Genomic DNA, 24,093 nt, shown 5'->3' with positions numbered 1-24,093 from the left:
AGGACAGAATGGCACGCGCAGTCACCACGCAGCACAAGACGATCGCAACAGTCGCGGCCTGGATCGTCGCCCTGCTGATCTTCTTCCCGATCCTTTACACGATCATCACCTCGTTCAAGTCGGAGCAGGAGGCGATCCAGGGCTTCGCGCTGATCCCGTCGGGCACCACCGAAAGCTATTCGGAAGTGCAGGCGCAGAGCGGCTACTTCAAGTTTTTCCTGAATTCGGTGATCCTGTCGGTCGGCTCGACCGTCCTTGCGCTCATCATCGCCGTTCCGGCGGCCTGGTCGATGGCCTTCTCGCCGACCAAGCGGACCAAGGACATCCTGATGTGGATGCTCTCGACCAAGATGATGCCGGCCGTCGCCGTGCTGTTCCCGATCTATCTGATCTTCCGCGACACCGGCCTGCTCGACAGCCGCATCGGCCTCACCGTCATGCTGATGCTGATCAACCTGCCGATCGTGGTCTGGATGCTCTACACCTATTTCCGTGAGATCCCGGTCGAGATCCTCGAAGCGGCGCGCATGGACGGCGCCTCGCTGTGGAACGAGATCATCTATGTGCTGACGCCCATGGCCGTTCCCGGCATTGCCTCGACCATGCTCTTGAACATCATCCTGGCCTGGAACGAGGCGTTCTGGACGATCCGCCTGACCACCACCGAGGCCGCGCCGCTCACCGCCTTCATCAGCTCCTTCTCCAGTCCGCAGGGCCTGTTCTGGGCCAAGCTCTCGGCCGCCTCGACATTGGCCATCGCGCCGATCCTGATCATGGGCTGGTTCAGCCAGAAGCAGCTGGTGCGCGGCCTGACCTTTGGCGCCGTGAAGTAAGCCGTAAGCGGCGGACGAAATCCGGGGAGGAAACCATGGGAAACATCACGCTCAAGAACGTCTCCAAGTCCTTCGGGTCGACAACGATCATTCCGAACATCGACCTCGCCATCGAGGACGGCGAGTTCGTCGTGTTCGTCGGCCCCTCGGGCTGCGGCAAGTCCACGCTGCTCAGGCTGATCGCCGGGCTGGAGGACACCAGCGGCGGCACCATCAGCATCGATGGCCGCGACGTGACCCGCGAGGCGCCGGCCAAGCGCAAGCTCGCCATGGTCTTCCAGTCCTACGCGCTCTATCCGCACATGACGGTCGCCAAGAACATCGCCTTCCCGCTGAAGATGGCCGGCGAGGACCAGGCGACCATCGACAAGAAGGTCAAGGACGCAGCCAGAGTGCTCAACCTCACCAACTATCTCGAGCGCCGCCCGGGCCAGCTTTCAGGCGGCCAACGCCAGCGCGTCGCCATCGGCCGCGCCATCGTGCGCCAGCCATCGGCCTTCCTGTTCGACGAGCCGCTGTCCAACCTCGACGCGGCGCTGCGCGGCACCATGCGGCTGGAGATCAGCGAACTGCATCATCAACTGAAGACGACGATGATCTATGTCACCCACGATCAGGTCGAGGCCATGACGATGGCCGACAAGATCGTCGTGCTCAACGCGGGCAATATCGAGCAGGTCGGCTCGCCGATGGAGCTCTATCGCTCGCCGCGCAATCTCTTCGTTGCCGGTTTCATCGGCTCGCCCAAGATGAACCTGATCGAAGGCGCGCCGGCCGAAAAATATGGCGCCAAGACCATCGGTGTCCGGCCCGAGCACATCAACATCTCGACCACGGCGGGCGACTGGAAGGCGACGGTCGGCGTTGCCGAGCATCTCGGCTCCGACACCTTCCTGCATGTTCAGACCGACGGCATCGGCACGATCAATGTGCGCACCGACGGCGAGGTTGCCGTCAAGCATGGCGATACCGTCTATCTGACGCCCGACAAGACCAAGCTCCATCGCTTCGGCGCCGACGGCAAGGCGCTGGCGCAGTGAGGCTCAAAGGCAAATCGGCGCTGATCACCGGATCGGCGCGCGGCATCGGCAGGGCCTTCGCCGAAGCCTATGCGCGCGAAGGCGCCACGGTGGCGATTGCCGACATCAATCTCGAAGCGGCGGAAGCGACGGCGAAGGATATCGGTTCTGCCGCTTACGCGGTCCGGCTCGATGTCACCGACCAGTCCTCGATCGAGGCCAGCGTGAAAGCCGTCGAAGCGAACGCGGGCGGCCTCGATATCCTGATCAACAATGCCGCCTTGTTCGACCTTGCGCCCATCGTCGAGATCAGCCGGGCGAGCTACGACAAGCTCTTCTCCGTAAATGTCGCCGGCACGCTGTTCATGCTGCAGGCGGCGGCCCGCTCGATGATCGCTGCTGGCCGTGGCGGCAAGATCATCAACATGGCGAGCCAAGCCGGGCGCCGCGGCGAGCCGCTGGTCGCGGTGTACTGCGCCACCAAGGCCGCCGTCATTTCGCTCACGCAATCGGCGGGGCTCGACCTGATCAAGCACCGCATCAATGTCAACGCCATCGCACCGGGCGTCGTCGACGGCGAGCATTGGGATCACGTCGATTCGCTGTTTGCCAAATATGAGAACCGGCCGGAGGGCGAGAAGAAGAAGCTCGTCGGCGAAAGCGTGCCCTATGGCCGCATGGGTCGAGCCGAAGATCTGACGGGCATGGCGGTTTTCCTCGCCAGCGACGAAGCCGAATACGTTGTCGCCCAGACTTACAATGTCGACGGCGGTCAATGGATGAGTTGAGGGGGAAGCGCGCCTCTCTTCCTCCGGGGAGGACGCGTCGCGGGGCAGGTGAGGGGCGCATACCGCAAACGGATGCTGCCCCTCACCGCTCGCCCCAAGCAGGTGAATTGGGGTTGGATTGTCGGGCTGCATATCGGCCGAAGGGTAAGTAAGATGACCGTGAAACTCTCTTCCTCGAACCTCGCAAAGCTTCCTTCGACGGTTTCCGGTCCGAAATACGATCGCGCCGCGCTGAAGGCCGGCATCGTGCATTTCGGCGTCGGCAACTTCCACCGCTCGCACCAGGCCGTCTATCTCGACGACCTGTTCAATTCCGGCCTCGGTCATGACTGGGCGCTGATCGGGGCCGGCGTGTTCGAGGGCGAGAAGGCCGGCCGCGCCAGGCTGCAGGAGCAGGACTGGCTGACCACCGTGGTCGAGCAGGACCAGGGCCATCTAAGCGCCCGCGTTACCGGTGCCATGGTCGATTTCTTGACGCCGGGCGATGCTGAGGCGATCGTCGAGCAACTCGCCGACCCTGCGATCAAGATCGTCTCGCTGACCATCACCGAAGGCGGCTATTTCATCGATCCGGCCTCCGGAAAATTCAATCCGACCCATCCCGACATTGTCGCCGATGCTCAGCCGGGCGCAGCGCCGAGGACCGTCTTCGGCATCATCCTTGCCGGACTGGTGCGCCGGCGCGCCGACGGCATCGTGCCGTTCACCGTCATGTCCTGCGACAACATCCCCCATAACGGCCATGTCACGTCCGACGGCGTCATCGGGCTTGCCCGGCTGATCGACGAGGGTCTGGCCAACTGGGTGAGCGACAACGTCGCTTTCCCGAACGGCATGGTCGACCGCATCACGCCGGCCACCACCGACCGCGAGCGCAGCATTCTGGCGAGTGATTTCGGGCTGGAGGACAATTGGCCGGTCTTCTGCGAACCATTCAAGCAATGGGTGCTGGAGGATCATTTCACCGCCGGCCGGCCGCCGCTGGAACAGGCCGGCGTCCAGTTCGTCAAGGATGTCTCGCCTTACGAACTGATGAAGATCCGCATCTTGAACGGCGGCCACGCAGCGATCGCCTATCCGGCGGGCCTGATGGACATCCATTTCGTGCATGAGGCGATGCAAGAGCCGCTGGTGCGCGGCTTCCTCGCCAAGCTGGAGCGCGACGAGATCATTCCGACCGTGCCGCCGGTGCCGGACACGGTGCTCGAGGATTACTACCAGCTCATCGAGCGCCGCTTTTCCAATCCCAAGATCGGCGACACCATCAGAAGGCTTTGCCTTGACGGTTCCAACCGCCAGCCGAAATTCATCATTCCGACCATCGCGGACCGGCTGAAGGCGGGGAAAGGTGTTACCGGCCTGGCCCTAGAGTCCGCGCTCTGGTGCCGCTACTGCTTCGGCACCACTGACAGCGGCGCCGTCATCGAGCCGAACGATCCGAACTGGGACCGGATGCAGGCGACCGCCAAAGCGGCGAAGAACTCGCCCGAGGCCTGGCTGGCGATGGACGACATCTACGGCGATGTCTGCCGCTCCGCCGTCTTCACGCAAGCCTTTGCCCATGCACTGGCCGAACTGTGGGCGAACGGCGCGCGCGAAACCTTGTCGCGCTATCTCGCCGGCAAGCTCTGAAGCTCTTTGGACGCAGCCGCAATGACGCCCGAGCTGGTCATCTTCGACTGTGACGGCGTGCTGGTCGACAGCGAGGCGCTCTCGGTCTCCGCGTTGCTCGGCATGATCGAGCTCGCCGGCGGCACCGTCTCTGAGGACGCCGCCTACGAGCATTTCCTCGGCAAGAGCATGAAGAGCGTGCGCGAGATCCTCGGCAGCGATTTCGGCCTGGAGATCAGCGACAAGCATCTGACCGCCATGCGGGTCGAGTTGATGCGCAAGTTCCGCGAGGAGCTGAAGCCGATCCCCGGCATCAAGGAAATCCTGCCGAAGCTTGGCCTGCCCTATTGCGTCGCCTCTTCCGGCACGCTGGAGCGCATCCGCTACGCGCTCGAGGTCACCGGCCTGCTGGGCCTGCTGGAGCCGCATCTCTTCAGCGCCGCCATGGTCAAGCGCGGCAAGCCGGCGCCGGACCTGTTCCTCCATGCCGCTGCCGCAATGCGCGCTGATCCGCCCGAATGCCTGGTCATCGAGGACAGCCCGGCCGGCATCGCCGCGGCGCGGGCGGCGGGCATGCGCGTCTTTGCCTTCACCGGCGGATCGCATGCGAACAACCCAGCGCTCAAGGCGCGGCTTGCGTCGACCGAACCGGACTTTATATTCGCTGACATGCTGCAATTGCCCGATCTGATTGCAGACCTGGGAGCGAGAGTAAAAGCATCTTGACGAGTTTCGTTTGCGCGGTCGATGTCGGCACCGGGAGCGCTCGCGCGGGCATTCTCGACTCTAAAGGCAATCTGCTCGGCCGCGCGGAGCGGCCGATCGCCATGCACCAGCCTAAGCCCGATCACGCGGAGCACGATTCGGAAAATATCTGGTCGGCAGTCTGCGCCGCCGTGCGGGCCGCGCGTGAGAAGGCCGGCGTCGCTGCATCGGATATCGTCGGCATCTCCTTTGACGCTACCTGTTCGCTTGTGGTGCGCGGCAGGCAGGGCGATCAGCTGAGCGTCTCGGTCACCGGCGAGAAGCGCTGGGACACCATCGTCTGGCTCGACCATCGCGCCATCGCCGAAGCCGACGAATGCACCAGAAGCGGCCATGCCGTGCTCGACTATATCGGCGGGGTGATGTCGCCGGAAATGGAAACGCCGAAGCTGATGTGGCTGAAGCGCAACCTGCCCACAACCTGGAATGAAGCCGGCTATCTGTTCGATCTCGCCGATTTCCTGACCTGGAAAGCGACCGGATCGCTCGCCCGCTCGCAATGCACGCTGACAGCCAAATGGACCTATCTCGCGCATGAGGAGACGGGCTGGCGGCGCGATTTCTTCAAGCTCGTCGGCATCGGCGATCTCTTCGAGCACGGCAATCTCCCGGAAAAAGCGAGCCCCGTCGGCACCGATATCGGGCAACTCACGGCCGATGCAGCGGCAGATCTCGGCCTGACGGAGAAATGCCGGGTCGGCGCCGGGGTGATCGACGCCTATGCTGGCGCGCTCGGCGTGCTCGGCGGCTTTGCCGACGACGAGAAGGACATCAGCCGGCACCTGGCGCTGATTGCCGGGACCTCGTCCTGCGTCATGGCGATGTCGCAGGATCCGCAGCCTTTCGCCGGCGTCTGGGGCCCGTATTATGGCGCGGCGTTGCCGAAGCTATGGCTGTCGGAGGGCGGCCAGTCGGCGACCGGAGCGCTGCTCGACCACATCATCCGCTGGCATGGCGCCGGCGGCGAGCCGGATGCGGCGATGCATGCCAGGATCGCCAGGCGCGTCGCCGAACTGCGCGCTGCCGAGGGCGATGCGCTGGCGGCGCGGCTGCATGTGCTGCCGGATTTCCACGGCAATCGCTCGCCGCTCGCCGACCCGCACGCGGTTGGCGTCGTCAGCGGGCTGACGCTGGACTCCTCCTTCGACAGCCTGTGCAAGCTCTATTGGCGCACCGCCGTCGGCATCGCGCTCGGCGTGCGCCATGTGCTGGAGGCGCTGAACGAGAACGGATATTTGATCGACACGCTGCACGTCACCGGCGGCCACACCAAGAATCCGCTCTTGATGGAGCTCTATGCCGACGCCACCGGCTGCACCGTCATCGAGCCGCTGGCCGACGAGGCGGTGCTGCTCGGCACCGGCATGGTGGCGGCGACAGCCGCCGGGCTTTACCCTGACCTCAACGCCGCTTGCGTCGCCATGCAGCAAGGCGGCAAGACACGCGCCTCCAACCCGGCCGCCGGCGCCCGCTTCGATCGCGACTACCGGATTTTCCTCGAGATGCACCGCCAGCGGCAGGCGCTCGACGCGATCAGCTAGCCGGCTACTGCTTGCGCAGCGACACACCCGTCGTCGCGTCGAACAGGTGGATGCTGTCCTCGTCGAAGCTGTAGCGCACAGGCGCGCGCAGGTCCGAGCATTCGCGGGCCGGCACCAGCGCGCTGATCTCCTTGCCGCCGGAGCCGAACGTCACCAGCGCGTCGTTGCCGTGGAATTCGATGAGGTCGGCCGTGCCCAGCAGCATGTTGCCGCCCGCATTGTTACTTGCCGTTTTCAGGTCCGGAGGCCGGACGCCGAGCACGGCGCGGTCGCCGTGTTGCAGATGAAATTCCCGGCCCTCGATCGAAAGAACCGCTCCTGCGCCGGTCAGCGTCCAGCCATTGCCCGAGCGGCCGACCGTCACTTCGATGAAATTCATGTTTGGCGTGCCGATGAAGCCGGCTACGAACATATTGCCCGGCCGGCGATAGATCTCCGCCGGCGAGCCGATCTGCTCGATCACGCCGTCCTTCAGGAGCACGATGCGGTCGGCCAGCGTCATCGCTTCGAGCTGGTCATGCGTGACATAGACGGTCGTGGTCTTTAACGACTGATGCAGCCGGGCGATCTCGACCCGCATATGGTTGCGCAGCTTGGCGTCGAGGTTGGACAGCGGCTCGTCGAACAGGAAGACTTTCGGCGTCTTGATCATGGCGCGCGCGATCGCCACGCGCTGCTGCTGGCCGCCGGAAAGCTCGGTCGGCTTGCGGCCGAGATAGGGCTCGAGGCCGAGCGTCCTGGAAACCGCCTCGACCCGTTTCTTGATCTCGGCCGCCGGCACTTTCTGCCGCCTCAGCCCGAAGGCGATGTTGTCGAAGATCGTCATATGTGGATAGAGCGCGTAGTTCTGGAACACCATGGCGATGCCACGGTCGCCGGGCTCAAGATCGTTAACCACCTTGCCGCCGATCGACACCTCGCCGCCGCTGATGTCCTCCAGCCCGGCCAACATCCTGAGCAGAGTGGACTTGCCGCAGCCGGACGGGCCGAGGAACACGACGAATTCGTGCTCCTCGATCGAAAGGTTGAGATCGCGGATGACGGTCGTGGCGCCATAGGCCTTGTCGACATGGGAGCAGGTGATCGCGGACATAAGTCACCCCTTCTCGCCGGTGAGCAGGATCTGCAGCTTGACGTCTTGCGGGTTGCCTGCAGCCGCCCGCTCGAAGGCCTTGATGCTGTCCGGAAAATCATAAGTGCCGGTGATCAGTGGCTTGAGGTCGACCTTGCCGGAAGCGATCAACTGTAGGGCACGGTCGAAGATGTTGGCGTAGCGGAACACGGTTTCGATGCGCACTTCTTTCGAGATCGCCGCCGGCACGTCGAGGCTGACCGGCTCGACAGGCAGTCCGACCAGCACCACGGCGCCGCCGGGCCGCACCACGTCGAACAGATCGGCGAAAGCCTTCGGGCTGCCGCTCGCCTCGAAGACGATGTCGGCGCCCCAATTGCCGGTCGCGGCCGCGACGGCTTCGACCAGCAATTGCTCGCCGATATTGACCGGTACGACGCCTGGATACTGGGCGGCGATCTTCAACTTCGGCGCGGAGAAGTCTGAGATCAGGACTTTGGAGCAGCCGCCGGCCAGAGCCGCGACCGCGATCATGATGCCGATCGGCCCGCAGCCGACGACCACGGCGACGTCGCCGGGAACGATCCGTGCACGCGTTGCCGCCTGCATGCCGATGGCGAAGGGCTCGACCATCGCGCCTTCGGCGAAGGAGACATTGTCCGGCAGTCTGTAGGTGAAGGCCGCCGGATGCACCGCTTGAGGAGCAAGCACGCCGTGCACCGGCGGCGTTGCCCAGAAGCGGACGTCGGGATCGACATTGTAGATGCCGAGCTTCGTCGCGCGCGAGGAGAGGTTCGGCACGCCCGGTTCCATGCAGACGCGGTCGCCGACCTTCAGGCTCTTGACGTTGGCGCCGACCTCGACGACCGTTCCCGAGGCTTCGTGCCCAAGCACCATCGGCTGGCGCACGATATAGCTGCCGATGGCGCCATGCGTGTAGTAGTGCACGTCGCTGCCGCAGACGCCGACGGTATGGACGGCGATCCTGACGTCATCCGGCCCGACATCGAGCGGCAACGCGATCTCGCGCAGCGACAGTTCGCCTTTTTTCTCAAGCACCAGTGCCCGCATCGGGTATCCTCGCATCAACTTTTCTTTTGCCGGAAAACGGAATTCAGGAAGCCGCTCAGCACGCCGAGGAAGAGCAGCGGCGGCAGCGACAGAAGCACGACCGAGGCGTTAAGGATCCCCCACGGCACGTTCATGCCTTGCTGGGAAAGCTCGGAAGCCACGATCGGCAGGGTCTTGGCGTTGGAACTCGACAGCATCAGCGCGATCAGGAACTCGTTCCAGACCAGCACGAAGCTGAAGGCAACGGCGCCGGCGAGCGAACGCGCCGCGACGGGAAGAGCGATCCGCCAGAACACCGAATAGGCGCCGTAGCCGTCGACGAAGGCCGCTTCCTCGACCTCCTTCGGCACGGCCTGGAAGGCAGGGATCGCCAGCCACATGATCACCGAGATGGTCAGCAGCGAATAGGTGACGATCAGCGCCGGCAAAGTGTCGTAGAGGCCGATCTGCAGCCAGATCACCATCAGCGGAATAGCTACTGCCACCGGCGGCAGAAAGCGCAGCGAAAGCACGAAGAACTGGATGTCGCCGGCGAAGCGATTGGGATAGCGCGCCACCGCATAGGCTGCCGGCAGGCCGAGCGCGACGCCGATCAGCACGGCCGCGCCGCAAGCGACGACAGAGTTGTAGAGACCAGTCAGCACGCTGTCGCGGCCGAGGATGTAGCCGATGTTGGCGAGCGTCGGCGAAAACACCAGGCGCGGCACGCGCGTGATGATATCGACATTGTTCTTCAGCGCATTGAGCGCCGTCCAGACGAGCGGGAACACGGCCAGAAACCCGGCCAGCGCCAGGATGGCTTTGGCGAGCAGGCGGCCCAGCCCTATCGGATATGGCCTCATGCCTGCACCCGCTTCCAAAGCATGGTGAAGGTGATGACCGTCGCGATCATCATCAGGACCGCCATGGCCGAGGCATAGGAGACCTTACCGGACTCGATGAAGCCTTGCGAGAAGGCATACATGTCGAGTGTCTCGGTCGCCACACCCGGCCCGCCGCGCGTCATCACATAGATCAGGTCGAATGAGCGCAGCGATTCGATCATCTTGACGAACATCAGGCTGATCAGCGGCGCCTTCAGCATCGGCAAGGTAACATAGGCGTGGATCTGCCAGCGCTTGGCGTGGTCGAGCCGCGCCGCTTCGATCGGCTGCGGCGGCAAGGTCTCCAAGTACTTCAGCACGATCACCGCGAAGAACAGGCCCCATTGCCAGACGTCGACCGAGGCGACCGCGAACAGCGCCGTCGAAGCCTTGGACAACGGGTCGAAGATCAGCCCGCCCGTGACGAGCCGGTACGGATAGGTGGCGATGCCGTAGAGCGGGTGATAGGCGAACTTCCACACGAACGCAGCCGAGACGCGCGGCAACAGCACCGGGATGATGAACAAAAGGCAATAGACATTGCGCAGGCGGGGCGAGGCGACCTCGAACATCAGCACGCCGAGCCCGATCGCCACCACCATCGTCGCCACGACCGTGACGATCTCCCATTTCACCGAAACCCAGACGGCATTGAGGAAACGGCGGTCGAGGAAGAGATCGGCGAAGTTGGAGAACCAGACCCAGGAATAGCTCGGCGTGCTCAGCTCGCGGTTCTGCAGGGCTATTACGATGGCGTAGAGCGTCGGCACCATCGACAGCACGAGCAGGATGGCGAGCGTCGGAACGAGAAACGTGACCGGCAGGGATGAGCGTCGGCGCATTGCCTATCCTCGGGTATATCGCGGATGCATTGGAATCGGCGGCGGGACCCGCGGCGCACGGGTTCCGGCATTCCGACGAATGCCGCGGACCGCGCGCCACGGGCGGGAGGATTACTTCTTTTTTACCAGCTCGTCGGCATAGGCCTCGAGCTCGTTCAGGCCGCCCTTGATGTCGGTGCGCGTGCCGGTGACCAGCTCTTCGAGGATGATGCCCCAGCGGTCGCCGAGGTCGGGCCAGCGCGGATCCTGCCAGAAGTTCACAGCCGTGACCTTGCCGGTATCGGCCAGCGCCTGGCCGAGATCGGCGCCGTAGATGTCGGCGAACTCCTTGCTGGACAGGATGCTGGTGCGGTTGAGCTCGCCGAACTGATGCGCGTCGAGCCGGCGCTTCTCGTTCTCCTTCGATGTCGCCCAGGCGATGAACAGGCCGGCGCACTTCTTCGAGGCGTCGTCTTGATTGGCCTTGGTGCCGATGGCGAGCCCGTGGCCGTAGCCGCCGCCCGGCAGCGGCGAGGGCGGCGGCAGGAAGCCGACCTTGCCGACCACCTGCGAGGTCTTGGGATCGACCGCCATGCCCGACAGCGGCGTCGATTCGACGAGGATGGCGACCTGGCCGGAGAGGAAGGCGCCGGTCGATTCATCCCAGCTGCCGGTCTGCGTGCCGGGCGCCGAGTCCTTGAACAGCTTGAGATAGGTCTCCGTCGCCTTGACGGCGGCGTCTGAATTGAAAGCCGGCTTGTCGCCGTCGAACCATTTGCCGCCATAGGCCTTGAAGAAAGGCATCCAGCGCCAGACATTGGCGCCCGAGCCGCGCGCGCCGCGCAGCGCGATGCCATACATGCCCTTGTCGGGATCGTTCAGCTTCGCCACGTCGGCGATCAACTCGTCCAGCGTCTTCGGTGGCTGGATGCCGGCAGCCTCCAGCACGTCCTTACGGTAGACCATCAGGTCGCCGCCGCCGGTCAGCGGCGCGAACCAGACCTTGCCGTCATAGGTGGCGACCTTCTGGCGGCCCGGATCGAAATCGGCGAAGTCGTATTCAGCCGGGTAATAATCAGCCAGTGGCGCGATCCAGCCGGAGGAGGCGAACAGCGCGACATTGGCCTCGTCGACATAATAGACGTTGTAGTTGCCGACGGTGGAGGCGTCGGCACGCGACTTTGCCCGGCGGTCGTTTTCGTTGAGGTAGTCGATCTGGAAGGAGGCGCCGGAGAGTTTTTTGAACTCGTCCTTGGAATCTTCCAGAAGCGTCAGCCCGTCGCGCGGCTGGGCAAGCACCTTGACCGGTGCCGAGCAGACCGGAGCCTGCGCCAGTGCAGCGGTTGAAACGGAAGCGGTAAGCAGGAAAGCTGCGCCGAGGCTGGCAGCGAGCCGATTTGATTTCATTGATTTTTCTCCTCCAGGAACACTCGCAAGAAGCGGAGGCCTGCGGGCTAAAGCGACCCTCACCGTCGCCCGGGTGACCTGCCACCCGTCACCAAAATGAGGAGTTGGAAGCAGCGAGACTAGAAGCCCCGTTGCAGCAGACCTGTACTTTTATGCATTGTGCGACGCAAAAAATGATGCAGACAAAGTCTGCTCGTCACACGAGTATCAGGAGAGCCGGTTCTCGATCCGATCAGGCCCGCAACGCTAGCCGCTGCCGCGACAGCTTGCGGTAGGAGGATGGCGTCATCTTATGCTTGCGCAGGAAGGCGCGGTTGAAGTTCGAGATGTTCATGTAGCCGACCTGGAAGCAGATATCAGTGATCGGGATCTCGGTATCGGCGAGCAGCTTGCAGGCCTGCCAGAGCCTGAGCTTCGCAAGGTGATCGCTGAAAGAGTTGCCGGTGTTCTTCTGGAAGAAGCGCGAGAATGTGCTTTCGCTCATACCGGCCAATGCCGCCACTTCCGGCAGCTTCAGGTCCTCGGCGAAATGCTGGAACAGATAGGTCAGCGAACGCTGGATGATGTCCAGCGACGCCGCGTCGAGAAGCGGGGAAAAGTCCGGCGACGACAAGAGCTCGTATTCGTCGGTCGTGGCCAGCAGGTCCAGCAGTTCGAGGAACATGCGGAACCTTGCCAACCCACGCACCTCGCCCATTGTTTCCATCAGCTCGGCGCCGTCGAGCGCCGTCTGGCCATGGAAAACCATGCCGCGCAGCGAGCGCTCCAGGAAGGGCTCAAGCTCGCGCAACTCCGGCAGCAGCCCGGCCGAGCCGCGCAGCCGCTCGGGATCGAACTGCAGGACGATGTCACGGCCCCCGATCAACTCGCCCGGCTGCACCGCCGTCACCCAGTCATGCGGCAGGCCGCCGCCGACGATCGTCAGGTAGCCCGGCCCGAACTCGCCGATGTGGTCGCCGACCAGCACCACGCCGGACGATTTCCTCAGGAGATGGATCTCGTATTCCGGATGGAAGTTCCAGACATTGCGCTCCCACGGATAGTCGTCCAGCCGCCACAGAAAACTGTCGCTGGCCTCGGTGACGATGTGCTCGAAGGCGGGCACCGTGCGCGGGATCGCGGCCGTGTTCTTTCTGCGCCTGAACGGCATCCATTCCTCCCGACGTGGTTCGCCGGCTCCGGGTCTTCGGACATTCCGTAGCAGCCCTCGCCCGGCAAGTGAACGTGGACGCCGGTGGCCGAGGCTTCCGCTGGATCAATGACTCGCCGCGCCTCCTCCCTTGCCAATATGTCGCATTTCGTTCACAAGGCGGCGCAAATGGCGCCATTTTGCGCCGTTTGCGTGCGGCTTCCGGGCCTCGTCCCGACGCGCCGTGGTCTGAAGAGCGGAAAATGTCTGCGATCGAAGCCGGCGCTCGCGCGCCGGAAAACCTTTGGCGTCAGGAAATCAGGGCGACATTGTCGCTTGCCTGGCCGATGGTGCTCACCAATCTCGGCCAGACCGCCATGACTGCGACCGACGTCATGATGATGGGCCGTTTGGGAGCCGATACGCTGGCCGCCGGCGCGCTCGGCTCCAACCTCTATTTCATGCCGCTGATCTTCGGGCTTGGCCTGATGCTCGCCACCTCGCCGATGATGGCGACCGAGCTTGGCCGCCGCCGCCATTCGGTGCGCGACCTGCGCCGCACCGTGCGCCAGGGACTCTGGCTGGCGGTTCTCGTCTCGATCCCGATCTGGCTGTTCCTTTGGCATGGCGAAGAAGTGCTTTTGGCCATGGGGCAGAAGCCGGACCTCGCGCACCAGGCAGGCATCTACCTGCATTGGCTGCAATGGGCGGTGCTGCCTTTTTACGGCTATATCGTGCTGCGCTCCTTCATCTCGGCGCTGGAGCGGCCGGGCTGGGCGCTGATCATCGTCTTCGTCGCCGTGGCCTGCAACGCCTTCTTCAACTGGGTGTTCATGTTCGGCAATCTCGGCGTCTCGGCCATGGGCATTGCCGGCTCGGGCCTCGCCACCTCGCTTTCCAGCATGCTGATGTTTGTTGGCCTGGCGGCCGTGGTGGTGTTGGAGAAAAAATTCCGCCGCTATCAGCTGTTCGGCCGCTTCTGGCGCTCCGACTGGCCGCGTTTCCGCGGCCTGCTGAGGCTCGGCCTGCCGATCGCCGGCATCCTCGCCTTCGAGGTGACGATCTTCAACGCGGCGGCGTTGCTGATGGGCCTGATCGACGCTGACTCGCTGGCCGCGCACGCGATCGCCATCCAGATCGCCTCGATCTCCTTCATGGTGCCGCTCGGCCTCAACCAGGCGGTCACCGTGCGCGTCGGCCTCGCCCATGGCGCCGGCAATCCGGAAGGCGTCTCCCGCGCCGGCTGGACCGCCTTCGTCATCGGCGTCTCCTTCATGGCGTTGATGGGGCTGGTCATGGTGCTATGGCCGCATCTTTTGATCAGCGCCTTCATTAATCTCGCCGATCCGGCCAACGCCCGGGTGATCGCACTTGCCGTGTCGTTCCTGGTGTTCGCGGCCTTGTTCCAGATCTTCGACGGTGCGCAGGCGGTCGCCGCCGGCATGCTGCGCGGCCTGCACGACACCAAGGTACCGATGATCTATGCCGCGATCGGCTACTGGGGCATCGGCCTGCCGCTCGGCGTGCTGCTCGCCTTCCATTTCGGCTTGAACGGCGTCGGCATCTGGATCGGCCTGGCGTCGGGCCTGGCGGTGGTGGCCGCCCTTCTGCTCGTGCGCTGGCTGAGGCGCGGCCGCATCGCGCCGGCCTTGTCCTTCAGCCATTGAAAAGAGCGGCCGCCGCTTAGCCCCGGCGGCCGTGGTGAATCTTCAGTGTGCGGAGACCCGCTCGAGCCGCCGCGCATATTGCGTCAGCGGGAAACACATGACGAAGAAGATCAGCGCCACCAGGCCGTAGACGGTGAACGGTTCGAAGGTTGCGTTGTTGATGGCGTTGGAGGTCCTCACCAGCTCCTCGAAACCGATGATCGAGGTCAGCGCCGTCGACTTGATCAGCTGCACCAGGAAGCCGACGGTCGGGGCGCGCGTGATGGCGAAGGCCTGCGGCAGGATGATCAGCCTGAGCTCCTGCAGGTAGTGCAGGCCGAGGCTGGCGCCCGCATCCCACTGGCCGCGCGGCAACGCGTCGACGCCGCTGCGCCAGATCTCGGCGAGATAGGCGCTGGCGAAGAAGGTGAGGCCGAGCGTCGCCGCGGTCCACGGCTCGATGCGCAGCCCGAGCATGGGCAGGCCGAAGAACATGAGGAAGAGCTGCATCAGGAGCGGCGTTCCCTGGAACAGCGCGATGTAGCCGGAAGCGATCCGCTTGATCCATTTGTTCGTCGATATGCGCAGGAACAGCACGACCAGTCCGACCAGCGCGCCGCCGACAAAGGCGGCAAGCGACAACAGCACCGTCCAGCGCGCGGCGAGCAGAAGGTTGCGCAATATATCCCAGAGGGTGAATTCGATCATGACACGCCGGCTCCGAGCGCGCGACGCCCGCCGCTGACCAGCAGCCGGCGAAGTCCCATCGACAGGCCGAGATAGACCACGGTCACCACCAGATAGGTTTCGAAGGCGCGGAAGGTGCGGGCCTGCAGCATGTCAGCCTCGTAGGTCAGCTCACGCACGGCAATCTGCGACACCACGGCCGATTCCAGCATCATGATGACGATCTGGCTGGTCAGCGCCGGATAGATCACCTTCAGCGCCTGCGGCAGCACGATCTTGATGAACACCTGCCTGGGCCTGAGCCCGAGCGCAAGCGCTGCCTCAGTCTGCCCGCGCGGCACCGCGTCCAGACCTGCGCCGACGATCTCGATCGTGTAGGCCGCCATGTTGAGCGTCATCGCCAGCATAGCGGCCAGGATCGGATCGAGTCGGATGCCGAGGCTGGGCAGGCCGAAGAAGATGAAGAACAACTGCACCAGGAACGGCGTGTTGCGCATCACCTCGACATACCAGCCGATCGCCAGCTTGAGCGGCTTCGGGCCGTTCCGGCGGCCGGCGGCGCCCAGGATGCTGAGGAAAGTGCCGGCAAGCGTGGTGACGACGATCAGAAGCAGCGTCATCGCTGCGCCGCGCGCGATCGCGCCCGCTGCACCCGCAAGCCAGCCGAAGTCGAGGCTGTAGCCCATCGCGATTGGCCCTGTTGGAAAGTGCGTAGCGCAGAAGTGCGGGAGCGGCTCAGCGCTTCATGGCGCGCTGAACCGCTCCGGGGATCAATCCTTGAGGTTGTCGGGATTGAGCGGTGTCTTCAACCAGGCCTTCGAGCTCTCGTCCAGCTTGCCGTCCGCCAGCATCTTGGCAACCGCATCGTTCACCGCCTTCTTCAGCCTGTCCTCGTTCTTGTTGAGGCCGATATGCGAGGGCGAGGTGAGCAGCTGGAACTTCTGCTCGGGCTTCAATGCAACCTGCTTGGCCAGCACCTGCGCGCCGACATCGTTGCCGACCACCATCAGCTGCGTCTGTCCGGAGATGAAGGCCTGGATGACGGAATTGTAGTTGTCGAAGCGGCGGATGTCGGCCGAGGCGGGCGCCGCCTGGGTGAGCGAAGTGTCCTCCAGCGTGCCGCGATTGACGGCGATCGACTTGTCGGCGAGGTCGTCCTTGCCTTTGACGGCAAGCTCGGCCGGACCGATGACGGCGATGTAGTAGGGCGCGTAGGCGGCGGCGAAGTCGATCACCTGCTCACGCTCCTTGGAGTAGCCGACGCTCATCAGGATGTCGACGCGCTTGTCGGTGAGATACGGGATGCGGTTCTGCCCGGTGACGCTGACCAGGTTCAGCTTCACCTTCAAGGAATCGGCGATCGCTTGCGCGACGTCGATGTCATAGCCCTTGATGCTCATGTCGGCACTGGCCGACGAGAAGGGCGGGAAGTCGGAGAAGATGCCGACATTGATGGCGCCGGCTTTGGTGATGTCGTCGATGGCGTCGGCCTTGGCCTGCGAGGCAAGACCGGCCGCTCCGAGCATGATGAGTGCCGTAAGTGCGGATTTCACTGTGCTGCGAAGAGTCATTTTAGTTCCCCTGCTGGAAGCTTGTTGTTGAAACCGGCCGCCGGCTCCAGCGCGACGGCCGTATTGGCTAGAGCAATTCAAGGAAAAGTGTCGGTTTACGCTTGACGACTTCGCCATGGCTTCCGTCCGGAATTGCGCAAAAACAAAGCGATAGATCGGTTCGCCGTTTTCATGAAACGGGTTAAACGCTTTCGTGTCAGCCCTTCTTGATTGCCGGGCTGAACACCATCAGGCTCAGGATCTCGAACAGGACCTGCGCGCCGACATGGGCGGTGTTGGTGGTCGCATCATATTGCGGCGCCACCTCGACGACGTCGCCGCCGACGATGTTGAGGCCCTTCAGGCCGCGCAGCAGCTCGAGCACCTCGCGCGTCGTCAGCCCACCGACCTCAGGCGTGCCGGTGCCCGGCGCGAAGGCCGGATCGATGCTGTCGACGTCGAAGGAGATGTAGGTCGGACCGTCGCCGACGATCTTCCGCGCCTTCTCGATGATGGCGGGTATGCCGAGGCCGGTCACCTCCTCGGCGTGGACCACCGTCATGCCGGATTCATAGGTGAACTCCCACAGATACTCGGCCGAGCCGCGAATGCCGATCTGGATGGTGCGGGTCGGATCGAGCACGCCGTCCAAGACAGCGTTGCGGAACGGTCCGCCGTGGTGGAACTTGGTCATGTCGAACAGCCCGCTGGTGTCGCAATGGGCGTCGATATGGATCATGCCGACCGGAGCCTGCTTACCGACCGCTTTCAGGATCGGATGGCTGATCGAATGGTCGCCGCCGACCGAAAGCGGCAGCACGCCGGCGTCGACGATCTGGTTGGTGCGCTTTTCGATGTCCTCGTGGCTGATCTCCAGCCGGTAACGGCTGCGGAACGGCGTGTCGCCGATGTCGGCGACGCGCAGCTCATGCGTCGGCGCGCATTCCAGCACATGATTGTAGGGGCCGATGCGCTCGATGGCGCGCAGCGCCCGCGGCCCGAAGCGTGAGCCCGGCCGGTTGGTGACGCCAAGGTCCATTGGCACGCCGATCATCGCCACTTGCAAGTCGCCGAAATCCGGATTGTCGGCGGCCACTTGCCGATAGGGCGCGGCAAGGAAGGTCGGGATGCCGGAATAGGGCGCCAGCCGGGTGCCGCTTTTGCTGAAGATCTTGTCGGCGACCTTGCGGAATTTCGGGTCGAACATCTCGCCGCCATGGCTCTCGCCATATTTGCGGCGCAACGCCTCGAGCTTGCCGCGATCGTAACCCATGTCCGGTCCTCCTCTGTCACTGCTTGCAGCGCGGCGACTGCACGGACGGCTGCCAAGCCAGCCGTCATCCGGCTGGATCGTTGCTCGCCGGCGCCTGCGAATTCTAAGTCTCTTGAGCTGTTCCGGCCAAAAGTGTCAGGCAGCTGTATTGAAAAATCAATTGATATTGTTAGGGTCTTTGCTGTGAGAAAATCTCACAAACTCGGGAGCTGTCCTTGGCCAAGCGCTTGCCGCCGTTGAACCCGCTGCGCGCTTTCGAGGCGACGGCGCGACATGCCTCGCTGACCAAGGCGGCGGGCGAGCTCAACGTCACGCACGGCGCGGTCAGCCATCAAATCAAGGCGCTCGAGCAATCGCTCGGCGTAAAGCTTTTCAAGCGCACGGGTCAGCGCGTGAAGCTGACGCCGCACGGCGCTGAGTTCCTGCCGGCCGTTTCGGCGGCCTTCGACGGCATCGCCGCCGCCACGCAGCGCATGACACGCCCCGCAAGCACCGGCGTGCTGTCGGTGTCCTGCGTACCGGCGCTGCTCCTGTTGTGGATGACGCCGCGGCTCGGCTCCTTCACCGCGCAGTATCCCGACATTCAGCTGACGCTGATCCCCTCCAACGATGCCAGGGACATCCGCGCGCCGCACATCGACGTCTGCGTGCACTATGGCGACGGCAGCTGGAGCGACTGCTGGATACGCAAATGGTCGGGCCTCGAGCTGTTTCCGGTGGTCAGCCCGACGCTGATCAACAACCGCCCGATCCGCAGCGTGCGCGACCTTGCCGACCACGTTTTCCTGCATGGCGACGACGGCCGCGAGTGGCACACCTGGCTCGCCGCCGCCGACGCGCTCGATCTGGAGCGCGGCCGCCGCCATCACCTCGGCGACGCGCGCATAGCGGTGGAGGCCGCCGTCCACGGCCACGGCGTGGCGCTCGGCGATTCCGTGACCGCGCGCGCCTTGCTCGCCAGGGGCATGCTTGTCGCGCCCTTCACTTTGTCGGTTCCGGCGGTCGATGATTTCTATGTCGTCTGCCGCAACGAGATGCGCTCGGCGCCGATCGTCCAGCTTTTCATCGACTGGCTGTTTGCCGAGAAGGAGCAGGACGAGGGCCGCGCCGATGCGCCGGTCGCCGGCCGTGTGCCGAGCCGCAGGAAGCGCCCGGCCCTCAAGGTGGTCGGGGCTAGAGCAGTTCCAGGAAAACTGTGAGCGGCTTTCCGTCCGGAATTGCGGCAAAAACAAAAAGAGCCAGAGCATTTCGCCGTTTCCGTGAAACGGCGATATCCTCTGGCGCAGCGTCCTGACCGCTGGACTTGCATAGCTGCTTTTTGTCGGGCCAGCTTGCAAAGCAGGAAGCGCTTTCAAAAATACAATGCTAAGAGGCTGATACAATTCCGGGAAGCTGCGCGGCGGTTTTCCTTCCGGAGTGCTTGAAAACAGGGACTTGAGGCGCCGCGCTTGAAATCAAGCAAGCGAAACGCGCTTTTTGGGTGAGCAGAATGGCACGAACCGATATAGCGCGGCGCGTCTACAACCACACCTGGAAGCTGGACCCCATCGTCCGCAGCCTGCTGGACACCGATTTCTACAAGCTTCTGATGCTGCAGATGATCTGGGGCATGTATCCCAAGGTCGACGCCACCTTCACGCTGATCAATCGCACGACCTCGGTGCGGCTAGCCGACGAGATCGACGAAGGCGAACTGCGTGAGCAGCTCGACCACGCCCGCACCTTGCGCTTCTCCAAGAAGGAGATGATCTGGCTCGGCGGCAACACCTTCTATGGCCGCAAGCAGATCTTCGAGCCGGAATTCCTCGCCTGGCTGGAGGATTTCCGCCTTCCCGACTACGAGCTCACCAAGCGCGACGGCCAGTACGAACTGTCCTTCCCCGGTCCCTGGATGTACACCACCTTGTGGGAGATCCCGGCGCTCGCCATCATCAACGAGCTGCGCTCGCGCGCCGCCATGCGCTCCTTCGGCCAGTTTGCGCTGGACGTGCTCTACGCCCGCGCCAAGGCCAAGATGTGGGCCAAGACCGAGCGGCTGAAGGCATTGCCCGGCATCCGCATTTCCGATTTCGGCACCCGCCGCCGCCACTCCTTCCTGTGGCAGCGCTGGTGCGTCGAGGCGCTGAAGGAAGGCATCGGCGAGGCTTTCACCGGCACGTCCAACGTGCTTCTGGCCATGGACAACGACCTCGAGGCGCTCGGCACGAATGCGCACGAACTGCCTATGGTGTTTGCGGCACTCGCCAATTCGGTGGAGGAGCTGAGGCAGGCGCCCTACAAGGTGCTGCAGGACTGGCAGCGCTATTATGGCGGCAATCTGCTGATCGTGCTGCCCGATACGTTCGGCACGGCCGCTTTCCTGCGCGACGCGCCGGATTGGATCGCCGACTGGACCGGCTTCCGCCCCGACAGCGCGCCGCCGATCGAAGGCGGCGAAAAGATCCTCTCCTGGTGGCGCGAAAAGGGCAAGGATCCGAAGCAGAAGCTGCTCATCTTCTCCGACGGGCTCGAGGTCGAGACCATCGAGGAGACCTACAAGCATTTCCGCGGCAAGGTGCGCATGTCCTTCGGCTGGGGCACCAACCTCACCAATGATTTCGAAGGCTGCGCGCCGACCGAGACCAACAGCCTCGACGCCATCTCGCTGGTCTGCAAGGTCAGCGAGGCCAATGGCCGGCCGGCAGTCAAGCTCTCCGACAACCCCGCCAAGTCGACCGGCGACGAGAAGGAGATCAAAAGGTATCTCAGGATATTCGGCGAGAAGGACCGGGTGAGGCAGCTGGTCAAGGTGTGAGGCAGCAACGGTGATGTTCATGCCGGGGTCGCCACTTGTCATCCACGACCCTGAAATGTCGAGTTCCCGCCCACCCCCCTCTGTCCTGCCGGACATCTCCCCCGCAAGGGGGGAGATTGGCTGTCGCCACCGCTTTCGCCAATCTTCGACGTTGCAGGACAAGCACCCTTCGCGCGAGCCGCTGATCTCCCCCCTTGCGGGGGAGATGTCCGGCAGGACAGAGGGGGGTGTGAAAGAACACGGCGTTGGCGGAAATTCTCTTTCGAAGGGCGCTCTCGTCTGCGTCCTGACAATTCTCCTCCCCACCCCCGCCTTCGCCCACGCCTCTGACCGCGGCCATGTCCTGCTTCTTCCAACGGGCTACTACATCGCTGGTGGCGCGCTTGCGGTGGCTTTCAGCTTTCTGACGCTGGCGCTGCTGCCGCCCGCAGCTCTTGACCGCTTATGGCGCCGACGCCTTTCTTTGTTCACCGTCAAAGACCACCCGCGGACCGTCCTCAGCTTGCTTTCCTTTGCCGGCTGCGTGCTTCTCGTCGCCACCGGCCTGTTCGGCAGCCGTGATCCACTCTCCAACCCCTTGCCGCTGGTCATCTGGACGCTGCTGTGGGCCGGTTTCACGCTGCTTCAGGGCGTGCTCGGCGATCTCTGGTCCTGGCTCAACCCGTGGTACGGCCCCTGGCGCGTTGCATTTCGCGTCTTCAGCCTTCGCGAAACCGAGCCATCGCGCCTTCCCAAGTGGCTCGGCTACTGGCCGGCTTTCGTCCTGTTCTTCACCTTCGCCTGGTTCGAGCTCATCGACCCCGCGCCCGACGATCCGTCGCGCCTGGCCTTCGCCGCCGCCATCTATTGGCTGTTCAGCTTCGCCGCCATACTCGTCTTCGGCTACGAAAACTGGAGTCGGCGCGGCGAATTCCTGACCGTCTTCTTCTCCATGGTCGCCCGCTTCGCGCCTTTGCAGCGCGAGAAAGGCCGGCTCGACCTCGGCTGGCCGGGGGTGAAGCTGCTGGCGGCCGAGCCATTGCCGGCAAGCGGCACGGCGTTCCTGCTGCTGGCGCTGTCGTCCGTATCCTTCGACGGTCTTTCCAGAACTTTCTTCTGGCTCGGTCTGTTCGGCGTCAATCCACTGGAATTTCCCGGCCGCACCGCGTTGATCGGCATCGGCAGCTTTGGCTTGGTGCTGTCATTCATCTTGTTGGCGGCCCTGTTCGCGCTTGCCGTTTCACTCGGCCAGCGCCTTGCCGGCGACCGGCAACCGTTCGAGAAAGCCGCCGGCCTCCTGGTTTGGTCGATCGTGCCGATCGCGCTCGCCTACCACATCGCGCACTACCTCACGGCGCTGCTCGTCGACGGCCAATACGCGCTGGTCGCCTTGTCCGATCCGTTCGCTCTCGGCTGGAACCTGTTCGGCACCGCCGACAGGATGGTCGAGGCGGGCGTGGTCGCCGGCGCCGAGTCGGCCTGGTGGCTGTGGAATCTGCAGGCCGGCGTCATCATCGCCGGCCATGTGCTGGCGGTCCTGATCGCACATGGCCTTGCCTGGCGAATCCACCCGCAGCCGTCGCGCGCGGCGCTCAGCCAGCTGCCGCTGACGCTTCTGATGATCGCCTACACGATATTCGGCCTATGGCTGCTTGCCACGCCGACGGCGGGATGAGACAAGGGCCGCCGTCATGACGCGCGCATGACCCGGAAAATCGGGTTCGATTTTCGGAAAGGATCATGCGCAAAATCAAAGTGCTCCAGCGTCCGTTGCGCGTCCAAGAGGACGCGCGGCGCTGGAGTGGAAGCTCGCTTGCCACGTCACGGCTTTGGTGATTTAGTTTGTACACATGCAATTTTCGCGTCCTCCGAGCGCGGAGGATCGAGCCGCCCTATCGCTGGTCAAAAAACTGAAAACAGGGGAACGGACATGGCTGACAAGAACGGATTTTTCGACCTCTCCAAAAGCACGCTTTCCCGCCGCACCGCGCTGAGAGGCATCGCCGCCGGCGCCGGCCTGGCGCTCGCGCCCGGCTTCGTTCGCTACAGCCAGGCGCAGAGCTCGGCTCCGATCAAGATCGGCTTCCAGTCGCACCGCACCGGCATCGGCGCCGCCTACGGCCGCTGGTACGAGAAGACGAGCGCTGCCGCCGTCAAGGCGATCAACGATGCCGGCGGCATCGGCGGCCGCAAGGTCGAGCTGGTGATCGAAGATGACGGCACCGATCCCGCCCGCGGCGCCGAGGTGGTCGGCAAGTTCGCCAAGCAGCATAAGACCGACATCGTCTTCGGCACGCTGTTCTCGCATGTGGTGATCGGCTCGGCGCCCGCTGCCGGCGAAAACAAGATTCCCTATTTCGTGGTCAGCGAAGGCCACCACGTCGCCTCGACGAAGCTCAACCGCTACGTCTTCCAGCCCGGCATCACCGACGTGAAGAGCCAGATCCAGTCGATGGCGCCGTGGATCGCGGCGAATGCCGGCAAGAAGGTGACGCAGATCTTCCCCGACTTCGCCTTCGGCTACGACCATCGCGACTACCTGCCGGCGGCGCTGAAGGCGCAAGGCGCTGAGGTTATCGCGCAGATCGCCATCCCGCCGACGGAGTCGTCCTTCACCAAATACTTCCCGCAGATCCCGGCCGAGACCGAGGTGATCTACCACGTCATGGTCGGTCCGGCCGTGCTCACCTTCGTCAAGGAACTCGGCGAGTTCTACGGCTCGCAAAGGCCGCAGCTCTTCGGCTTCATCGACTCCCTCGAAGCCGTCGACATCAACAGCCCGGGCCTCGAATTCCTCGACGGCAGCCATTTCTGGGAAGGCTCGCCGCGCTACGCCCAGCCCGATGATTCCGCCGCGCAGAAGGCCTATCGCGCCGCCGTCGGCATTGACGACAATGGCGCCGCCGTCGGCGACCCCAAGGACGTCTCCACCGCTGCCCACATGTTCGGCTGCTGGGAGACGCTCTATGTCGTCAAGAAGGCGATGGAGGATGCCGGCTATAAGGGGCCTGAAGACCGCGCCAAGCTGGTCGAGGCAACCGAAGCGCTGAAGGAATTCGCCGAAGGGCCGGAGCATCCGCAGGGTCCGAAAACCTTTAACGGCAAGATCCACCAGTGCTTCGGCATCCAGAACATCTCCAAGGTCGAAGGCGGCAAGTTGAAGGTCGTCCACAAGACCAAGATCGAGGACGGCCTCTACGAGCCGGAAGGGGATTACACCACGCAGGCGCTGTGACGCTGACGT

The 24,093-nt window shown here is 63.9% G+C and carries 21 protein-coding genes; 11 read left to right on the top strand and 10 right to left on the bottom strand.

The window, feature by feature from the left end:
• The first annotated feature begins 8 nt into the window (after positions 1-8).
• The 6 genes from CK220_RS05070 to CK220_RS05045 all read left to right on the top strand — a co-directional run bounded on the left by CK220_RS05070 (position 9) and on the right by CK220_RS05045 (position 6,557).
• Positions 9-833 carry a carbohydrate ABC transporter permease gene (locus CK220_RS05070; protein ID WP_095810488.1) on the top strand — a complete coding sequence of 275 codons (825 nt, stop codon included), beginning with the start codon at positions 9-11 and terminating at the stop codon, positions 831-833.
• Positions 834-868: 35 nt separating this feature from the next.
• Complete coding sequence (locus CK220_RS05065) at positions 869-1,873, top strand: ABC transporter ATP-binding protein (protein WP_095810487.1); 1,005 nt, start codon at positions 869-871, stop codon at positions 1,871-1,873.
• A complete protein-coding gene (locus CK220_RS05060; protein ID WP_095810486.1) occupies positions 1,870-2,640 on the top strand; it encodes an L-iditol 2-dehydrogenase in 771 nt (256 codons plus the stop codon). The genes CK220_RS05065 and CK220_RS05060 overlap by 4 nt, the downstream gene beginning before the upstream one ends.
• Positions 2,641-2,793: 153 nt before the next feature.
• Positions 2,794-4,272 (top strand): mannitol dehydrogenase family protein, encoded by a 1,479-nt coding sequence (locus CK220_RS05055; RefSeq protein ID WP_095810485.1) that lies wholly within the window; start codon positions 2,794-2,796, stop codon positions 4,270-4,272.
• A gap of 21 nt (positions 4,273-4,293) precedes the next feature.
• On the top strand, positions 4,294-4,977 hold the full coding sequence (locus tag CK220_RS05050) for an HAD family hydrolase (protein ID WP_095810484.1): 684 nt from the start codon (positions 4,294-4,296) through the stop codon (positions 4,975-4,977).
• A complete protein-coding gene (locus CK220_RS05045; protein ID WP_095810483.1) occupies positions 4,971-6,557 on the top strand; it encodes an FGGY-family carbohydrate kinase in 1,587 nt (528 codons plus the stop codon). Before CK220_RS05050 ends, CK220_RS05045 begins: the two co-directional genes overlap by 7 nt.
• A gap of 4 nt (positions 6,558-6,561) precedes the next feature.
• On the opposite strand, the gene ugpC is transcribed toward CK220_RS05045, so the two are convergent.
• The 6 genes from ugpC to CK220_RS05015 form a co-directional block, all read right to left on the bottom strand.
• The gene (gene ugpC, locus CK220_RS05040; RefSeq protein WP_095810482.1) at positions 6,562-7,650 is read right to left on the bottom strand and encodes a sn-glycerol-3-phosphate ABC transporter ATP-binding protein UgpC; all 1,089 of its coding nucleotides are present in this window, start codon (positions 7,648-7,650) and stop codon (positions 6,562-6,564) included.
• 3 nt (positions 7,651-7,653) lie between these two features.
• Positions 7,654-8,700, bottom strand: coding sequence for an NAD(P)-dependent alcohol dehydrogenase (locus CK220_RS05035; protein ID WP_095810481.1), 1,047 nt, complete (start codon positions 8,698-8,700; stop codon positions 7,654-7,656).
• Between the two features lie 14 nt (positions 8,701-8,714).
• Positions 8,715-9,542 carry a carbohydrate ABC transporter permease gene (locus CK220_RS05030; protein ID WP_095810480.1) on the bottom strand — a complete coding sequence of 276 codons (828 nt, stop codon included), beginning with the start codon at positions 9,540-9,542 and terminating at the stop codon, positions 8,715-8,717.
• Complete coding sequence (locus CK220_RS05025) at positions 9,539-10,405, bottom strand: sugar ABC transporter permease (RefSeq protein ID WP_095810479.1); 867 nt, start codon at positions 10,403-10,405, stop codon at positions 9,539-9,541. The genes CK220_RS05030 and CK220_RS05025 overlap by 4 nt, the downstream gene beginning before the upstream one ends.
• Positions 10,406-10,516: 111 nt before the next feature.
• Entirely contained in the window at positions 10,517-11,791 is a 1,275-nt protein-coding gene (locus CK220_RS05020) for an extracellular solute-binding protein (protein WP_095810478.1), read from the bottom strand.
• A gap of 232 nt (positions 11,792-12,023) precedes the next feature.
• The gene (locus CK220_RS05015) at positions 12,024-12,941 is read right to left on the bottom strand and encodes an AraC family transcriptional regulator (protein WP_095810477.1); all 918 of its coding nucleotides are present in this window, start codon (positions 12,939-12,941) and stop codon (positions 12,024-12,026) included.
• Between the two features lie 242 nt (positions 12,942-13,183).
• On the opposite strand from CK220_RS05015, the gene CK220_RS05010 reads away from it, so the two are divergent.
• Positions 13,184-14,587 carry an MATE family efflux transporter gene (locus CK220_RS05010; RefSeq protein ID WP_095810476.1) on the top strand — a complete coding sequence of 468 codons (1,404 nt, stop codon included), beginning with the start codon at positions 13,184-13,186 and terminating at the stop codon, positions 14,585-14,587.
• A 42-nt stretch (positions 14,588-14,629) separates the two neighbouring features.
• Here CK220_RS05010 and CK220_RS05005 read toward each other — a convergent pair whose 3' ends face one another.
• The 4 genes from CK220_RS05005 to speB all read right to left on the bottom strand — a co-directional run bounded on the left by CK220_RS05005 (position 14,630) and on the right by speB (position 18,076).
• Entirely contained in the window at positions 14,630-15,274 is a 645-nt protein-coding gene (locus CK220_RS05005; RefSeq protein ID WP_095810475.1) for an amino acid ABC transporter permease, read from the bottom strand.
• Positions 15,271-15,939, bottom strand: coding sequence for an amino acid ABC transporter permease (locus tag CK220_RS05000; protein ID WP_095810474.1), 669 nt, complete (start codon positions 15,937-15,939; stop codon positions 15,271-15,273). The genes CK220_RS05005 and CK220_RS05000 overlap by 4 nt, the downstream gene beginning before the upstream one ends.
• An 84-nt stretch (positions 15,940-16,023) precedes the next feature.
• Positions 16,024-16,824, bottom strand: a complete 801-nt coding sequence (locus tag CK220_RS04995) for a transporter substrate-binding domain-containing protein (RefSeq protein ID WP_095810473.1) — start codon at positions 16,822-16,824, stop codon at positions 16,024-16,026.
• A 196-nt stretch (positions 16,825-17,020) separates the two neighbouring features.
• Positions 17,021-18,076 carry an agmatinase gene (gene speB / locus CK220_RS04990; protein ID WP_095782179.1) on the bottom strand — a complete coding sequence of 352 codons (1,056 nt, stop codon included), beginning with the start codon at positions 18,074-18,076 and terminating at the stop codon, positions 17,021-17,023.
• 215 nt (positions 18,077-18,291) lie between these two features.
• Between speB and gcvA the strand changes: the two genes are divergently transcribed.
• The 4 genes from gcvA to CK220_RS04970 all read left to right on the top strand — a co-directional run bounded on the left by gcvA (position 18,292) and on the right by CK220_RS04970 (position 24,084).
• Complete coding sequence (gene gcvA, locus CK220_RS04985) at positions 18,292-19,275, top strand: transcriptional regulator GcvA (RefSeq protein ID WP_095810472.1); 984 nt, start codon at positions 18,292-18,294, stop codon at positions 19,273-19,275.
• 290 nt (positions 19,276-19,565) lie between these two features.
• The gene (pncB, locus tag CK220_RS04980) at positions 19,566-20,870 is read left to right on the top strand and encodes a nicotinate phosphoribosyltransferase (RefSeq protein WP_095810471.1); all 1,305 of its coding nucleotides are present in this window, start codon (positions 19,566-19,568) and stop codon (positions 20,868-20,870) included.
• Between the two features lie 205 nt (positions 20,871-21,075).
• Positions 21,076-22,524 (top strand): hypothetical protein, encoded by a 1,449-nt coding sequence (locus CK220_RS04975; RefSeq protein ID WP_095810470.1) that lies wholly within the window; start codon positions 21,076-21,078, stop codon positions 22,522-22,524.
• Between the two features lie 255 nt (positions 22,525-22,779).
• Complete coding sequence (locus CK220_RS04970; protein WP_095810469.1) at positions 22,780-24,084, top strand: ABC transporter substrate-binding protein; 1,305 nt, start codon at positions 22,780-22,782, stop codon at positions 24,082-24,084.
• Positions 24,085-24,093: the final 9 nt, after the last annotated feature.

It is taken from the genome of Mesorhizobium sp. WSM3860 (genome assembly GCF_002294995.1).
GTDB lineage: Bacteria > Pseudomonadota > Alphaproteobacteria > Rhizobiales > Rhizobiaceae > Mesorhizobium.
The sequence above is the reverse complement of the archived record's forward strand: the minus strand, read 5'-3'. Positions and strand labels throughout refer to the sequence as shown.

What these genes read in the sequence shown, in the direction of transcription:
- CK220_RS05070 (WP_095810488.1), top strand. Translation starts at nt 9, where the DNA reads ATGGCACGCGCAGTCACCACGCAGCACAAGACGATCGCAACAGTCGCG.
- CK220_RS05065 (WP_095810487.1), top strand. Translation starts at nt 869, where the DNA reads ATGGGAAACATCACGCTCAAGAACGTCTCCAAGTCCTTCGGGTCGACA.
- CK220_RS05055 (WP_095810485.1), top strand. Translation starts at nt 2,794, where the DNA reads ATGACCGTGAAACTCTCTTCCTCGAACCTCGCAAAGCTTCCTTCGACG.
- CK220_RS05050 (WP_095810484.1), top strand. Translation starts at nt 4,294, where the DNA reads ATGACGCCCGAGCTGGTCATCTTCGACTGTGACGGCGTGCTGGTCGAC.
- ugpC (WP_095810482.1), bottom strand. Translation starts at nt 7,650, where the DNA reads ATGTCCGCGATCACCTGCTCCCATGTCGACAAGGCCTATGGCGCCACG.
- CK220_RS05035 (WP_095810481.1), bottom strand. Translation starts at nt 8,700, where the DNA reads ATGCGGGCACTGGTGCTTGAGAAAAAAGGCGAACTGTCGCTGCGCGAG.
- CK220_RS05030 (WP_095810480.1), bottom strand. Translation starts at nt 9,542, where the DNA reads ATGAGGCCATATCCGATAGGGCTGGGCCGCCTGCTCGCCAAAGCCATC.
- CK220_RS05025 (WP_095810479.1), bottom strand. Translation starts at nt 10,405, where the DNA reads ATGCGCCGACGCTCATCCCTGCCGGTCACGTTTCTCGTTCCGACGCTC.
- CK220_RS05020 (WP_095810478.1), bottom strand. Translation starts at nt 11,791, where the DNA reads ATGAAATCAAATCGGCTCGCTGCCAGCCTCGGCGCAGCTTTCCTGCTT.
- CK220_RS05015 (WP_095810477.1), bottom strand. Translation starts at nt 12,941, where the DNA reads ATGCCGTTCAGGCGCAGAAAGAACACGGCCGCGATCCCGCGCACGGTG.
- CK220_RS05010 (WP_095810476.1), top strand. Translation starts at nt 13,184, where the DNA reads ATGTCTGCGATCGAAGCCGGCGCTCGCGCGCCGGAAAACCTTTGGCGT.
- CK220_RS05005 (WP_095810475.1), bottom strand. Translation starts at nt 15,274, where the DNA reads ATGATCGAATTCACCCTCTGGGATATATTGCGCAACCTTCTGCTCGCC.
- CK220_RS05000 (WP_095810474.1), bottom strand. Translation starts at nt 15,939, where the DNA reads ATGGGCTACAGCCTCGACTTCGGCTGGCTTGCGGGTGCAGCGGGCGCG.
- CK220_RS04995 (WP_095810473.1), bottom strand. Translation starts at nt 16,824, where the DNA reads ATGACTCTTCGCAGCACAGTGAAATCCGCACTTACGGCACTCATCATG.
- speB (WP_095782179.1), bottom strand. Translation starts at nt 18,076, where the DNA reads ATGGGTTACGATCGCGGCAAGCTCGAGGCGTTGCGCCGCAAATATGGC.
- pncB (WP_095810471.1), top strand. Translation starts at nt 19,566, where the DNA reads ATGGCACGAACCGATATAGCGCGGCGCGTCTACAACCACACCTGGAAG.
- CK220_RS04975 (WP_095810470.1), top strand. Translation starts at nt 21,076, where the DNA reads ATGTCCGGCAGGACAGAGGGGGGTGTGAAAGAACACGGCGTTGGCGGA.
- CK220_RS04970 (WP_095810469.1), top strand. Translation starts at nt 22,780, where the DNA reads ATGGCTGACAAGAACGGATTTTTCGACCTCTCCAAAAGCACGCTTTCC.